The sequence below is a fragment of the uncultured Winogradskyella sp. genome, assembly GCF_963975125.1.
GTDB lineage: Bacteria > Bacteroidota > Bacteroidia > Flavobacteriales > Flavobacteriaceae > Winogradskyella.
The window spans coordinates 1-14,811 of sequence record NZ_CAXBGB010000005.1 but is presented as its reverse complement, the minus strand read 5'-3'; the positions used below and the strand labels follow the sequence as shown (position 1 = coordinate 14,811).

Genomic DNA, 14,811 nt, shown 5'->3' with positions numbered 1-14,811 from the left:
ATCCTTAAATTTGTCACATTAAATTTCACTCATGATTCGTTGGATTATCTTTATTATAATATATGTTTTATTTACCATTTATGGCTTTCAAGCTATTAAAACAGTTACAAAGCAAACATGGATACATTATTTATTTATAGCTATAGCTTTAATTGTTGTTGGTAATTTTATTTTTCAATTTACCACATCAGCAGAAGGTCGTGTATTGAGCCCTATTAAAAGTTATGCCTTTGGGTTTCTATTGGTCTTTATGTCTTTAAATATAGTTTTGTTACCTATTCTTTTAGGAGAAGATATCATTAGAGGTGTTTTAGGATTGTATGACAAATTAGCCACTAAAGAAGCTTTTTATATACCATCTCGGCGAAAGTTTGTTAGTCAGATAGCGCTAGGTATTGCGGCTATTCCTTTTACGTCATTGCTTTATGGCATGTATAAAGGGAAATACAATTTTAGAGTGTTAAATTATACGCTACATTTTGAGGACTTGCCAGAAGCTTTCGATGGTTATAGAATTACACAGATTAGTGATATACATTCAGGTAGTTTTGATAATAAAGAAAAGATTGAATATGCGGTTGATTTGGTAAATGAACAAAAATCTGATGTTTTATTGTTTACAGGAGATATGGTAAATAATAAAGCCTCGGAAATGGTGCCTTGGAAATCTACTTTTGAAAGATTAGAAGCTAAAGATGGCAAGTTCTCAGTTTTAGGAAACCATGATTATGGAGACTATGTAGATTGGGACACACCAAAAAAAAAGGCTCAAAATCTAGAGGATTTAAAAGCAATACAGAAGGAAATTGGGTTTGATTTATTGTTAAATGAAAGTAGGTATTTAGAAAAAAACGGAGAGCGTTTAGCTTTAATTGGTGTTGAAAATTGGGGAAAAGGAGGCTTTAAAAAAGCTGGTGATTTAAGGAAAGCATCAGAACAAATTAAACCAGACGATTTTAAAATTTTAATGAGTCACGACCCAAGCCATTGGGATGCGGAGGTTGTTAATGATGATTACCACTATCATCTTACATTAAGTGGACATACACACGGTATGCAATTTGGAATTGAAATACCAGGTTGGATAAAGTGGAGTCCTGTAAAATGGAGATACAAACAATGGGCAGGTATTTATGAATCTTTAGGTCAATACATTAATGTAAATAGAGGTTTTGGTTATCTTGGATATCCAGGAAGAGTTGGTATATGGCCAGAAATTACCGTAATTGAGCTCAAAAAGGGAGCAAAAGAGGCATAATTGTTTAGAATTGTTTATTTTTATATCACTAGTACTGAACTTGCTAAGGTTTTCTATTAAAATTTTATGTAGGTTTGTATAACATGTTTGACTAAAAACGATAAAGTATGTCAAAATTTGGGGAATTAATAGATATTGAGATACCTGTTCTATTAGACTTCTACACAGAATGGAACGACCAATCCATTGCAATGCATCCTGTACTAAGAGATGTAGCTGCGGCTTTAGGTGATAAGGCTAAAGTCATTAAAATTGATGTTGATAAAAATAAGGATCTAGCGGAGGCACTCCGAGTTAAAGGTTTACCTACGTTAATTATTTACAAAAATGGCGAAATGAAGTGGCGTCATAGCGGAGAACAAGATGCGAATACCTTAATTGGGATTATTCAAGAGTACGTCTAATATTTCTGCGCAGGCAGGAATCTCATTTTATAGTTGATAGAGTTTTATATTTTCCTAAATCTTTTTACTCTAATGTTTAGATTATGAAGAATCTTGTAGGTATTAATGCAAACTTTTAAACTCAAAACCTCTTTCACTATAATATTCTAAAACTTTAGGTAACACATATTTTAGATTTCGTGATGCTTTTACACTATCATGAAACACAATAATACTGCCCTCTTTTACTGCTGATACAACATTGTTAAAACAATTTTCCTTACTTACAGAACTATCCCAATCATAAGATAAAACGTCCCACAATACAATTCGATAGTCTAATTCAAGCAATTTTTTGCTTTGTTTATTTTTAAACTTGCCGTAAGGAGGTCTAAAGAGTTTTTCTGTTGGGGAATTATCATTTACGATCTCAGAATTTATTAAATTCTGTGTATATAATACATCCTTAATATAGTCCTTTGTTTTATGTTTCCACCCTTTTAGATGGTTGAAAGTGTGATTACCAATAGAATGACCTTCTGTAATTATATTTCGAAAAATTTCTGGGTGCTTTTCAATATTGTTACCAATACAAAAAAATGCCGCTTTTGCGTTGTATTGTTTTAAAATTTTCAGAACCCAATCCGTGATTTCAGGTGTTGGTCCATCATCAAATGTAAGGTAAAGCTCTTTTTTATCAGTAACGATACTCCATACAAAATTCGGAAATAATGTTTTTACAAATCCAGGGGTTTTTGCTGGAATTATCTGCATACTAATTTAGTCTTCTGGTGATATATTCTTAATTGTATCTTTAACAGATGTTTGTTTATCGATACCCTCAGGTACTTCTGGTAATTCGTCAGTATTATAACTATTCATTAATTCGTCAAAAAGGCCTAAGTAGCTATTAAATGTCTTAGTTTCTTCTAAAGCAAAATCTTTATCATTATAAACAACTAAAATATCTACTAAAGCTCTGTAACGTTGGATATCTAGATAGATGTCTTCACCAACTTTTCGTTCTTGGTTTTTAAGAGATAAATTGCTATAGTAAACAAGGTTTTCTTGATATTTCTTAGCAACATCTTTAAAAAGCGCTCGGCCTTTTTCTACATTTCCTATTTCAAAATAAGCACTAATGTAAGGCTCTAGTAGGGAGTAGAAACCGAATTTATCCACAGGCATTTTTTCCATGGCAATATCTGCTACCTCTTCAGCTTTATCTAATTTATCTTCGTTGATGAGTTGTTCGATCAGTCGGGCTAAATTACCTCTAAAGGTAATTCCGTTTCGTCTAGTTTCAATATCATGATAGATGTCTTCTCCGCTTCCTCCCCAATTCCATGTTTTAACCATGTCATACATCAAATCGGCATCCACACGACCCATGTCATAAGGATTAGCTCTATCAACAGCTGTTTTTATAGGTACTAGTTTATAGCACATGCCATCGAGTTGCAAATAGTCTTTTAGCCATATATAATCTTCGTCACCAAATGCTCCACCAGTAAAATAAATTGGGCGTTCCCAATTATTGTTAGCGATAATATCTAACATTAAGAGGCGGTTCTTATAAATATAGCTACCACTAATCTCAGTATAAAGATTATCCTCTATCCTGTCTCCATCTTTAGGCTTTACAATGCCGTTTTTAAGAACCATTTCCTTATTTACAGGAATGCTTATGTACTTGGTAGGAAAATAATTTGAATTCAATAAATGTGACGGATATTGCCCTGGGTCTTCACCTTGTTTTTCAACAACATATCTAAATTTAGTACTGGGCTTTTCACTAGAGACAAAATCCATAAAACTTTTGATGGGCAAAGTATCTTTAGTTATTTCTCTTCTAATAATTACATCTCTTGTACCATCACGATATTGTTTGTGAGTGAGTTGTGACGGAATAGGGTCGCTTTCATAAGCTTTACGTTTCATTTGGTCAATATACCATGCTGTTTGAAATAAACTCGTATTAACCACGCGTACATCTGTACGTACACCTTCAATTTCTTGCAGATACCACAGTGGAAAAGAATCATTATCTCCTATGGTAAAGAGTATGGAGTTAGGTGCGCAAGATTCTAAATATTTACGAGCCATAGCATTGGCAGTATATTTACCAGAACGATCATGATCATCCCAATTATTAGCTGCTAAAACACCAGGCACAATAATGAGGCAAGCCAATGTAATTGTTGGTGCTAAAAGCTTTGTTTTAAAGCTAGATTTTAAAAGGTCATATATAGCATAGACTCCAAAACCAATCCAAATGGCGAATACATAAAATGAACCTACAACAGAATAGTCACGTTCTCTAGGTTCAAAAGGTCTTACATTGGTGTAAAATTGTATAGCTAAACCAGTTAATAAAAAGAATACTAATAAAACCCAAAATCGTTTAAGGTCTGAATATAGTAAAAAGAAGAACCCAACTAGTCCAAGTAATAATGGTAAAAAGTAATACGTGTTTCGGGCTTTGTTTTCTTTAACATCACTTGGTAGATTGTCTTGAGATAGCCCAATATGCCATTGGTCAATTAGATCTATTCCAGAAATCCAATTACCATTAAAATCATCATATTTTCCTTGAATATCATTTTGCCGTCCAGTAAAATTCCACATAAAATACCTCCAATACATATAACCAAATTGATATTGAAACATGTACATGGTATTATCCATAAACGAAGGTTTTTCAATCACCAAATACTGTTGTCCGTAACGTCTCAAAAACTGATCGTAATCTTCATAATCTATTTCGCCTTGAGCGATTCGCATTCTAAAATCATTAATAATCTGGTCGAACCGTCGCTTTTCTTGTACGGAGTACTGACCTGCTTGCTCTTCTGTATAACCAGCATTAAGTGCTTCGTTATAGGCACGAGTTTGTAAACTTGGATTAACTTTGAAGTCAATTAAACCCGTAAACATCATATAATTTTCGGCGTGCTCACTACTCCACATTCTTGGAAGAATTGAAGCATGCTCGTGGTTATAGTTTTGCTTGCTTCCTTCCCAATCGTTTATAATTACATACTCACCTTTTTCTTCATCCTTTTCATAATTCTTTTTATCATCTACAAAAGGTTGATCTTCATCTGCTCCAGAATATATTTCAGTAAACTGAGGACCATAAAACAAATGTGTTTCAGGATATTGCTCTAAATTATAATATGCTAAAAGTTCTCGTGCATCAGAAGGGTCATTTTCATTAATTATAACATGTGCATTAGCTCTAATTGGGAGCATCATCCACGATGAAAAGCCAATAAAAATAAACATTAAACTCAGCACTAATGTATTAGCGTGTATCAGACCTTTTTTCTTGGTGTAATTCAGACCAAAATAAAAGAAGGCTAGAACTATTAATCCCGTAATAATCGTACCAGAATTAAAAGGTAGTCCAATTGAATTTACAAAAAACACTTCTAAGTAACCAAAAAGCTTTAATGCAGAAGGTAGAAGTAACTTAAATATAAAAAGTAGAATTGCAGCAGAAGCGATATTGGCAATTATAAAATTCTTAACCGTAATGGTTTTGTAATTCTTAAAATAGTAGATAAGACCAATTGCCGGAATAGTTAATAATCCCATAAAGTGAACACCAAAAGATAAACCAATTACAAAAGCAATAAGAATAAGCCAACGGTTACCTCTTGGTTTGTGCATGTCTTGTTCCCAGCGCAATGCTAAATAAAACATAGCAGCCATTATGAGTGTAGCCATTGCATACACCTCTGTTTCAACTGCATTAAACCAAAATGAATCTGTAAAAGTAAACGCTAAGCTACCCACTAAAGCACTTCCTAAAATTGCATGTCCTTTGCTAGTGCTATCATCTTTTTTATACTTAACCAATTTGACAAGAAGTATACTTATGGTCCAAAACATGAAAAGTATCGTAAAAGCACTAGCAACAGCACTCATAAGATTCATTATCATACCTATTTGAGAAGGTTCTAAGGCAAATATCGAGAAAAACGCACCCAACATTTGAAATAATGGTGCTCCTGGTGGATGCCCAACCTGTAATTTTGATGAGGTTAAAATATACTCACCAGCGTCCCAAAAACTAACGGTTGGCTCAATGGTTAGTGCATATACCGCAAATGCTACGGCAAAAACAAACCATCCTAATATTGTATTCCACTTTTTAAAGTTAAAATCTGTCATGAAAAAGGTACTTAGTAATGCTGGCGAATTTACTAATTATTATAGTAATGCCTAAGTTTTTAAGTTAACGTTAAGTAATTTCAATTATTTTTATAGATTTGTTTTGTACAAGTGAAACTTTGTTATAAATTTGCACCCTCATTTTGAGAGATTGGCCTATGGTGTAACTGGCAACACATTGGTTTTTGGTACCAAAGAGTCTAGGTTCGATCCCTAGTGGGCCAACGAAAAAAAATCCTAATCAGTTTTGATTAGGATTTTTCATTTTTTATACTTTTTAGTAATGCTATATCTTAAACGTTATCACGGGTCGATTAGCATGGTTCACTAGATCTTCACTGATACTACCATTTAAAAAGTGTGCAATTCCTTGTCTCCCATGTGTGCTTATACCTATAAGATCTGCATCAACAGTCTTAGAAAAATTTAAGATACCTTGTTCCACACTTGTATCATTATGTATGGTAATGGTGTAATTTTCAAACGCTTGTCCAGAAATAAAATCACCGACACGAGTATTTGCATCATTTGTTGTAATAAAATTATTAGCTGTATTTACCATCAATAAATGAATTTTTGCGCCAACAGCTTTTGCAAATTTCACTGCCAGTTTATAAGTGTCTTTATTGTCATTTTTAAAGTCCGAAGCAAATACAAAATTCGAAATTTCGAATGTAGTGTGTTCATTTTTAATTACCAAAACAGGGACATCAGATGTGCGAACCACTTTTTCTGCATTAGAACCGATAAACATTTCCTTTAAGCCTGAAGCACCATGAGAACCCATAACAATGAGATCAATTTCATCTTCTTTGCAAGCGTCTTTAATTTCGTTAAAAGTAATATCAGCCTTGACAGTTTCGTGTATAGTTAAGCCCTCTAAATAATCACTTTCTAATAAATCTTCAAATTTTTTATGAGCCAATTTCATAAAAAATAAGGCTTCAGGAATATCACTTTTGACAGCCCCAGGATCTATTTGTTGCATTGGAATTTCCATCATATGCAATAAATAGATTTCGGCATCATGTTTCTTTGCTAGTAATGCAGCTACTTTTAAGGCGTTTTCTGCTTGCTCAGAAAAATCAGTAGGTACTAATATTTTGTTCATTTATTTCGATTTTTGTTAGTCTCATAAATTTATGAAAATAATTCCACATTATGAAGCTTTGAAAAATCAATATAAATGTCGTATATTTGCACCGTTGTTTACGAAAATGAATACACGAGAGGACGAAAAGTCCTCTCTTTTTATATCAAGAAATGTTCAAGAAAACGGTAGAAGACTTATTGCAAGGTGCTTTAGCAGAGAGACAAGACTTATTCTTAATAGAATTTAGTTTATCTGGTGATAAGGCAATTAAAATTGTAGTAGATGGCGATAACGGAGTCTTGGTAGAAGATTGTATGTTCATCAGTAGAGCCATTGAACATAATATGGATAGAGATGAGTACGATTTCTCTCTAGAAGTATTGTCATCTGGTGCCGCAACACCATTGGTTTTGCCAAGACAATATAAAAAGCATGTAGGTAGAAACTTAGAAGTTAAAACTTTAGACAGTCAATACTTTGAAGGCGAGCTTATCGACGTAAACGATAAAGGAGTGGTTTTAACTTGGAAAACGAGAGAACCCAAACCTGTAGGAAAAGGAAAAGTAACAGTAACCAAAGAGGCTAATGTTGCTTTCTCTAATATTAGAGAAGCAATAGTTAAAATAAAATTTTAATTCATATCAATTATGGAAAATGTAGCGTTAATTGAATCATTTTCAGAATTTAAAGACGATAAATTAATAGACAGAGTTACGCTGATGGCGATTCTTGAAGATGTATTACGTAATGCATTGAAGAAGAAATATGGGGATGATGATAACTTTGACATTATTATAAACCCAGATAAAGGGGATTTAGAAATTTGGAGAAATCGTATTGTTGTTGCAAATGGTGATGTAGAAGAGCCAAATCAGGAAATTGAACTGTCTGAAGCTCAGAAAATAGAGCCAGATTTTGAAGTTGGTGAAGACGTTGCAGAAGAAGTTAAATTGATTGATCTTGGTAGACGTTCTATCTTGGCATTAAGACAGAACTTGATTTCTAAAATTCACGAACACGACAATACAAATATATATAAGCACTTTAAAGAATTAGAAGGTGAGATATATACAGCAGAGGTTCATCACATTAGACATAGAGCAATCATTTTGTTAGATGACGATGGTAACGAAATTATTCTTCCAAAAGACAAACAAATTCCTTCAGATTTTTTCAGAAAAGGTGAGAATGTTAGAGGGATTATTGAAAGTGTCGAATTAAAAGGAAGTAAGCCAGCTATTGTAATGTCTAGAACATCACCAATGTTTTTAGAAAAATTATTTGAGCAAGAGATACCAGAAGTTTTCGATGGTTTAATCACGGTTAAAAGAGTGGTTCGTATTCCAGGTGAAAAAGCCAAAGTTGCAGTAGATTCTTATGATGATAGAATTGATCCTGTTGGAGCTTGTGTTGGTATGAAAGGTTCAAGAATTCACGGTATTGTACGTGAGTTAGGAAATGAAAATATTGATGTAATCAACTACACAAATAACATTCAACTTTTTGTAACAAGAGCATTAAGCCCAGCAAGAGTAACCTCTTTAAAATTAGACGAAGAGACGATGCGTGCTGAGGTGTTGTTAAAACCTGAAGAGGTATCTAAAGCCATTGGAAGAGGTGGTCATAACATTCGTTTGGCTGGTCAGTTAACAGGTTATGAGATTGATGTGTTTAGAGAGGGCGCAGAAGAAGATGTAGAATTAAAAGAATTCTCTGATGAAATTGAAGGGTGGGTTATCGCTGAATTTAGCAAAGCAGGTTTAGATACTGCTAAAAGCATCTTAGAACAAGATGTTGTTGACTTGGTAAAACGCACAGATTTAGAAGAAGAAACTATAGTAGAAGTTATTAGAATTCTACGAGAAGAATTTGAAGAATAATACCGTCTTAAATTTTTAAAATGTTATAATGACATTTTGAAGTTGAATAGGTATAGTATATATATAAGTTATATTACAGGCAATTTATGGCTCAAACAAGATTAAATAAGGTATTAAGGGAGTTAAACATCTCTATTGATCGTGCTGTGGATTTTTTAGAATCCAAAGGCATAGAAGTTGAGAAAAGTCCTAATACCAAAATTTCGCAAGAAGTTTATGATACGCTTTCTGATGAATTTCAGACAGATGCATCTAAGCGCGAAAAGGCTCAAGAGGTTAGCGAAGCAAAACTCAAAGAAAAAGAGGAGCTTCGCGAACAACGTGAACGCGAAATTGAAGAAAAGCAAAAGCAACAAGCTATTAGGGAATCTGTAGTTAAGGCCAAAGCAGATTTAAGTGGGCCGAAACAGGTTGGTAAAATAGACCTAGATAAGCCTAAATTAGAGAAAAAAGAAGCACCTAAAAAGATTGGTGCTAAAGAAACTCCGAAAGCAATCGTTGAGGTTGAAGAAACTAAAAAATCTGAAAAGGTAGAGAAAAAAGCAGAAAAGCCTAAATTAGAAAAACCTAAAGTAGGAAAGCCCAAAGCAGAAGTTAAAAAAGAAGAAAAAGTTGAGTTGAAAGCTAAAGAGACTTCTAAAGAAGAAGTATCAACAGAAACAACTGAAGCTGAAGAGCCAGCTGAAGAAACGCTGAAGACACAATATAAAAAGCTTTCAGGCCCAACAACTACAGGAAAGAAAATTGACCTTTCTCAGTTCAATAAACCAAAAAAGAAAAGAGAAGTTAAGCCAGCTGCAGCTGGATCTGCGGATGCCAGTAAACGTAAAAGACGTAGAATTAGTAAAAGTGGAAATGAATCTGGAGGAAAACCGAATTTCGATAATAGAAGAGGTGGCCCAAAAGGAAGAGGGGGAAATGCTGCAAGACCAAAAGTGGTTAAGGAAGAGCCTACTGAAGAAGATGTTAAGAAACAAATTAGAGAAACACTTGAGAAATTACAAGGTAAATCTAATAAAGGAAAAGGCGCTAAATATAGAAGAGATAAGAGAGATCAACACAGAGAACAAACTGAAATTGATCAAGAAATTGCAGCAGCAGAAAGTAAAACTATAAAAGTTACTGAGTTTGTAACCGTTAGTGAGATAGCTACAATGATGGAAGTTGGAGTAACACAAGTTATTTCGGCATGTATGTCTTTAGGTATGATGGTTACTATGAACCAGAGACTAGACGCGGAAACACTAACGATTGTTGCTGAAGAGTTTGGATTTGGTGTAGAATTCATCACAGCAGATATTGAAGAGTCTATCGAAGACGTAGTAGATGATCCAAAAGATTTACTTCCTCGTGCTCCAATCGTAACAGTAATGGGTCATGTAGATCATGGTAAAACATCTTTATTAGATTACATACGTGAAGAAAATGTTATTGCGGGAGAATCTGGTGGAATTACACAACACATTGGTGCGTATGGAGTTGAGTTAGAGGGTGGTCAAAAAATCGCATTTCTTGACACACCTGGTCACGAAGCTTTTACAGCCATGCGTGCGCGTGGTGCGCAAGTTACTGATATAGCTATTATAGTGGTTGCAGCAGATGATGCTATTATGCCACAGACAAAAGAAGCGATTTCTCATGCCCAAGCTGCAGGAGTTCCTATAGTATTTGCGATTAACAAAATAGATAAACCAGATGCAAATCCTGAAAAAGTAAAAGAAGGATTGGCACAAATGAATCTTTTAGTAGAAGATTGGGGAGGGAAAATTCAATCTCACGATATTTCTGCTAAAGTAGGAACTGGTGTCAAAGAATTATTAGAAAAAGTATTACTTGAAGCTGAACTATTAGAGCTAAAAGCAAACCCAAATAAAGCTGCAATTGGCACAGTAGTTGAAGCCTATTTAGATAAAGGTAGAGGATATGTGTCAACAATTTTAGTACAAGCAGGAACATTAAAAGTTGGTGATTATGTATTAGCTGGTAAGAATAGTGGTAAAGTAAAAGCCATGCAAGATGAACGTGGACATGATGTTGCTGAGGCTGGCCCTGCAACTCCAGTATCTATTCTTGGTCTAGATGGAGCACCACAAGCAGGTGATAAGTTCAATGTATTTGAAGACGAACGTGAAGCGAAACAGATTGCAACAAAACGTACGCAATTACAACGCGAGCAATCGGTTAGAACCCAACGACATATCACACTTGATGAAATAGGAAGACGTATTGCGCTTGGTGATTTCCAAGAGTTAAATATAATCCTTAAAGGTGATGTAGATGGTTCTGTTGAAGCCTTAACAGATTCATTCCAAAAATTATCTACTGAAGAAATTCAAGTTAATATTATACATAAAGGTGTTGGTGCCATTACAGAAAGTGATGTGTTATTAGCAACAGCTTCAGACGCTATTATTGTCGGATTTAATGTTCGACCTGTAGGCAATGCAAGAACAATTGCAGATAAGGAAGAAATTGATATTAGAACATATTCTATTATCTATGCAGCCATTAACGACCTTAAAGATGCGATGGAAGGTATGTTGTCTCCAGAGGTTAAAGAAGAAGTTACAGGTACAGCAGAAATTAGAGAAATATTTAAAGTCTCTAAAGTAGGAAATATCGCAGGTTGTATGGTTATGAATGGTAAAATCTTTAGAAATTCTGGAATCCGTATTATTAGAGATGGTGTAGTTGTTTATACAGGTGTACTTGAAGCTTTAAAACGATTTAAGGATGATGCTAAAGAAGTTGCTAAAGGCTACGATTGTGGTATGCAAATCAAAGGCTATAATGACATTGTCGAAGGTGATGTTATAGAAGCTTTCCAAGAAGTAGAAGTTAAGAAAAAGTTGAAATAACAACTTATAGAATTATAAAAAAGCGACCAATTGGTCGCTTTTTTTATTAGATTTAAAACTTAATAATTGAAAGTTTATCAATGAAATATCTCTATTATAAAGCATCTAAAAAATATGGTGAAGGTTTATTAGACCGAAGATCTTGCTTATTGATTTTGTTGGCTGAAGCGAAATTGAGTAATAGAATAGCAGTTATCCCAAAATTTCAATTAGGTTCTCAGCACAATAATGGGAAACCTCTAGAAAGTTATTTGATTGATGCGTATCTCAGTATAGATAAAATAGATGTTGAATTTATGCTTGAACATCACTTTTTAGAAATAGAAAAAGGCATAGAATCTAATGCTATTTTGAATATTGAAGATAAACCATTTGATTATAATTCTACTCAAACTTTAGTAGTTAGAAATTTAAAAGATGATAATTTCTGGAATTTAAAAAAGACATACAAAGCCTTTAGTTTGGCTAAATTATATCATGGTGTTGGTGTAAAGTTTGTAGTGCCTTTGGTTTCAGCTCCGCAACATATCAAAGACATAGGTGATCAAATATTAAATAGATTAGAAAAACCTGTCATAGGATTGCATCTAAGACGAGGTGATCGTTTGAATAAAAAATTGAACGACAGCATGAATGAAGAAGTCATGCTAAAAAAATTAAGTAGTTTCAATTACAACTCAGTTTTTTATTGCACTAACGATAGAAATTATAAAATTAGTAATTCTAAGTTTCATTCAAAAACAAAGTACCCAGAACTACTAGGTGATATAAAAGACAACTATTTGCTATTCTCCATAGAAATGTATATCGTCGATAGTTGTGATATTTCAGTAAGAACCTTTAATGATTCTTCCCCCTTTTTCAATATCCAAAATAAAGACAATAAAAATTACGCTATTTGCAATTATAGCATGCATGGTTCTAATAATAGCTTTACCAATGTCCCTAAGGAATTAGTGACATGTAATTATGAAGATTACAATAAAGATAAAAGAAAAATTTTTGTAAAACGAAGACCTTTTATTCCTCGACTTATAAATACAGTAAGAAGAAAATTAAAAACACCTTAAAAAGCAATCAATTTTTATCCAACTTTGGTTGAAAAATAATAGCATACATATATTTCTTTTTAATTTTCGCCCAAGCACGATCAGCTTCTAATCGTGTTGCAAAATTACCTACCCAAACTTTATAATTTGGAGTGTTCCAAACTATTTCTACAGGCCATTGACCAAAAGCATTTAAAAAATTAGCTTTCTCTCTTTGTGCCTTATCAGGATCTGTACTATCAAATACTTGGATTTTATAAACCTTTGTGGTTTTAATATCCTTCTTATATTCTAATAATTTATCAATATCACTGTCTTGACTAACATTAACCTTGCCTTGCTGTGCATTACCTGTAAGGGAAATCGAGATAAGTAATATTACTATACTTAAATAGTTGGTTTTAAATGTCATAATTCTGTATTTAAATGTAAAGATATTTATATTCAACGTAAGTCGCTAAAAAATGTTATTTAGAATTACTATAAATTAAGCATTAACAGTTCGCTAACATTTCGAAAATCGACTTTAAATATTACTTTTGCATGAGTTTTTATAAACATGTTTTTTCTTTATTGAATGAAAAAAGCGTACCAAAGTTTAGAAGATAATTCAACCAACAATATGAAACAGGTGATCTACCGTAATATAACCTCAAAGATTCTTCATCTCGGTTTTATTTTATTACTTACGTTTTCAACCTCACTTAATGCTCAAGAAGGTGACCCTGTTAATGGGAAATCCTTATACAATGTTAACTGTGCTGCTTGTCATAAATTAGATAAGGCAATGACTGGTCCTGCTTTACGTAATGTAGAGGCAAGACTAGCAGAAGAGCAAGGTTTAGATAGGGAATGGCTTAAGTCTTGGATGCGTAACAGTTCTGCTTTAATTAAAGCAGGTGATGCTTATGCTAATAAAATCTATAATGAGTATAACGGAACTCCAATGACGCCTTATCCAGGTTTTTCGGATCAAGATATTTCAGATATTTTAGCCTACACTGCTCAGCCTAAACCCGAGCCAATAGTACCAGTTGCTGGTTCCGAAGCACAGGCTCAAACATCTGGAGGTGTTTCAAATAATTTAATACTTGGAGCATTAGCTGTGTTATTTGCTTTATTGGCTATGGCTTTGGTTTTAGTAAAACGCACATTAAATCGTTTTGCGGAAGCTAAAGGTATTGATGTGGCAATCAGCGAAAAACGTATTCCTATCTGGAGGGTATTTGTTCAAAATCAATTCTTAGTGCTAGTAGCTGTAATATTCTTTTTGCTCGCAAGTGGTTATTTTGTATATGGTTATTTTATGCAAATTGGTATAGACCAAGGTTATGAGCCAGTGCAACCCATACATTTCTCTCATAAAATTCATGCAGGAGATAACGCAATTGATTGTAAATTTTGTCATTCTTCCGCGAGAGCTAGTAAAACATCTGGCATTCCTTCATTAAATATTTGTATGAATTGCCATAAATCTATTTATGAATACAGTGGCGAAACAACAGCAGAATACAGTAAAGAGTTTTATGACGAGGAAATTAAAAAATTATATGCGGCTTCTGGGTGGAGTGACGACGAACAGGCTTATACAGGAGATTCACAACCTGTAAAGTGGGTGAGAATCCATAATTTACCTGATTTTGCTTATTTTAATCACTCACAACACGTTATAGTTGGAGGGGTTGAATGTCAAACCTGTCATGGTCCTGTAGAGGAAATGGAAATAATGCACCAACACGCACCACTAACAATGGGATGGTGTGTTAGCTGCCATAGAGAAACAAATATAAAAGTTAAAGACAACGCATACTATACTAAAATTCATAAAGAACTATCAAAGAAGTATGGAGTTGATCAGTTAACTGTGGCACAGATGGGCGGATTAGAATGTGGTAAGTGTCATTACTAAAACGAGAGTTTTAGTAATTCCCGAGAAATCGGGAATCTCTGATAAGGAGAAAAATAAATTAAAAATTACTGTCACACTGAGCGTAGTCAAAGTGTAACAGAAAAAATAATAAGAAGTAATTCAGAATTATATGTCATCAAACAAGAAATACTGGAAAAGTGTTGAAGAGCTAAACGAAAATAGCTCTATTGTTGAGACGCTA

General features: G+C 33.7%; 11 protein-coding genes and 1 tRNA gene. 8 read left to right on the top strand and 4 right to left on the bottom strand.

What is annotated here, in order from left to right:
* Positions 1-31 precede the first annotated feature (31 nt).
* The gene (locus AAC053_RS01510) at positions 32-1,258 is read left to right on the top strand and encodes a metallophosphoesterase (protein WP_339751927.1); all 1,227 of its coding nucleotides are present in this window, start codon (positions 32-34) and stop codon (positions 1,256-1,258) included.
* Between the two features lie 107 nt (positions 1,259-1,365).
* Positions 1,366-1,662 carry a thioredoxin family protein gene (locus AAC053_RS01505; RefSeq protein ID WP_339751924.1) on the top strand — a complete coding sequence of 99 codons (297 nt, stop codon included), beginning with the start codon at positions 1,366-1,368 and terminating at the stop codon, positions 1,660-1,662.
* Positions 1,663-1,764: 102 nt separating this feature from the next.
* Here AAC053_RS01505 and AAC053_RS01500 read toward each other — a convergent pair whose 3' ends face one another.
* Positions 1,765-2,415: a polysaccharide deacetylase family protein gene (locus AAC053_RS01500; RefSeq protein WP_339751921.1), complete on the bottom strand. Its 651-nt coding sequence runs from the start codon at positions 2,413-2,415 to the stop codon at positions 1,765-1,767.
* Positions 2,416-2,421: 6 nt separating this feature from the next.
* Positions 2,422-5,820: a DUF2723 domain-containing protein gene (locus AAC053_RS01495; RefSeq protein WP_339751919.1), complete on the bottom strand. Its 3,399-nt coding sequence runs from the start codon at positions 5,818-5,820 to the stop codon at positions 2,422-2,424.
* A 152-nt stretch (positions 5,821-5,972) separates the two neighbouring features.
* On the opposite strand from AAC053_RS01495, the gene AAC053_RS01490 reads away from it, so the two are divergent.
* Positions 5,973-6,045: transfer RNA gene (locus tag AAC053_RS01490), tRNA-Gln, on the top strand.
* Between the two features lie 61 nt (positions 6,046-6,106).
* Here the strand turns inward: AAC053_RS01490 and AAC053_RS01485 are convergent.
* Positions 6,107-6,931, bottom strand: coding sequence for a universal stress protein (locus AAC053_RS01485; protein ID WP_339751916.1), 825 nt, complete (start codon positions 6,929-6,931; stop codon positions 6,107-6,109).
* 152 nt (positions 6,932-7,083) lie between these two features.
* Between AAC053_RS01485 and rimP the strand changes: the two genes are divergently transcribed.
* The 4 genes from rimP (at position 7,084) to AAC053_RS01465 (ending at position 12,721) form a co-directional block, all read left to right on the top strand.
* Positions 7,084-7,548, top strand: coding sequence for a ribosome assembly cofactor RimP (rimP, locus tag AAC053_RS01480; RefSeq protein WP_339751914.1), 465 nt, complete (start codon positions 7,084-7,086; stop codon positions 7,546-7,548).
* A 12-nt stretch (positions 7,549-7,560) separates the two neighbouring features.
* Positions 7,561-8,793: a transcription termination factor NusA gene (gene nusA / locus AAC053_RS01475; protein WP_339751911.1), complete on the top strand. Its 1,233-nt coding sequence runs from the start codon at positions 7,561-7,563 to the stop codon at positions 8,791-8,793.
* A gap of 86 nt (positions 8,794-8,879) precedes the next feature.
* Positions 8,880-11,651, top strand: a complete 2,772-nt coding sequence (gene infB / locus AAC053_RS01470) for a translation initiation factor IF-2 (protein WP_339751908.1) — start codon at positions 8,880-8,882, stop codon at positions 11,649-11,651.
* A gap of 80 nt (positions 11,652-11,731) precedes the next feature.
* Complete coding sequence (locus AAC053_RS01465; protein WP_339751906.1) at positions 11,732-12,721, top strand: hypothetical protein; 990 nt, start codon at positions 11,732-11,734, stop codon at positions 12,719-12,721.
* Between the two features lie 7 nt (positions 12,722-12,728).
* Here the strand turns inward: AAC053_RS01465 and AAC053_RS01460 are convergent, their stop codons facing one another.
* Positions 12,729-13,112 carry an SPOR domain-containing protein gene (locus AAC053_RS01460; protein ID WP_339751903.1) on the bottom strand — a complete coding sequence of 128 codons (384 nt, stop codon included), beginning with the start codon at positions 13,110-13,112 and terminating at the stop codon, positions 12,729-12,731.
* Positions 13,113-13,322: 210 nt separating this feature from the next.
* Between AAC053_RS01460 and AAC053_RS01455 the strand changes: the two genes are divergently transcribed.
* Positions 13,323-14,609: a c-type cytochrome gene (locus AAC053_RS01455; protein ID WP_339752015.1), complete on the top strand. Its 1,287-nt coding sequence runs from the start codon at positions 13,323-13,325 to the stop codon at positions 14,607-14,609.
* Positions 14,610-14,811: the final 202 nt, after the last annotated feature.

What these genes read in the sequence shown, in the direction of transcription:
- AAC053_RS01500 (WP_339751921.1), bottom strand. Translation starts at nt 2,415, where the DNA reads ATGCAGATAATTCCAGCAAAAACCCCTGGATTTGTAAAAACATTATTT.
- AAC053_RS01455 (WP_339752015.1), top strand. Translation starts at nt 13,323, where the DNA reads ATGAAACAGGTGATCTACCGTAATATAACCTCAAAGATTCTTCATCTC.
- AAC053_RS01495 (WP_339751919.1), bottom strand. Translation starts at nt 5,820, where the DNA reads ATGACAGATTTTAACTTTAAAAAGTGGAATACAATATTAGGATGGTTT.
- AAC053_RS01485 (WP_339751916.1), bottom strand. Translation starts at nt 6,931, where the DNA reads ATGAACAAAATATTAGTACCTACTGATTTTTCTGAGCAAGCAGAAAAC.
- AAC053_RS01505 (WP_339751924.1), top strand. Translation starts at nt 1,366, where the DNA reads ATGTCAAAATTTGGGGAATTAATAGATATTGAGATACCTGTTCTATTA.
- AAC053_RS01465 (WP_339751906.1), top strand. Translation starts at nt 11,732, where the DNA reads ATGAAATATCTCTATTATAAAGCATCTAAAAAATATGGTGAAGGTTTA.
- AAC053_RS01510 (WP_339751927.1), top strand. Translation starts at nt 32, where the DNA reads ATGATTCGTTGGATTATCTTTATTATAATATATGTTTTATTTACCATT.
- nusA (WP_339751911.1), top strand. Translation starts at nt 7,561, where the DNA reads ATGGAAAATGTAGCGTTAATTGAATCATTTTCAGAATTTAAAGACGAT.
- rimP (WP_339751914.1), top strand. Translation starts at nt 7,084, where the DNA reads ATGTTCAAGAAAACGGTAGAAGACTTATTGCAAGGTGCTTTAGCAGAG.
- AAC053_RS01460 (WP_339751903.1), bottom strand. Translation starts at nt 13,112, where the DNA reads ATGACATTTAAAACCAACTATTTAAGTATAGTAATATTACTTATCTCG.
- infB (WP_339751908.1), top strand. Translation starts at nt 8,880, where the DNA reads ATGGCTCAAACAAGATTAAATAAGGTATTAAGGGAGTTAAACATCTCT.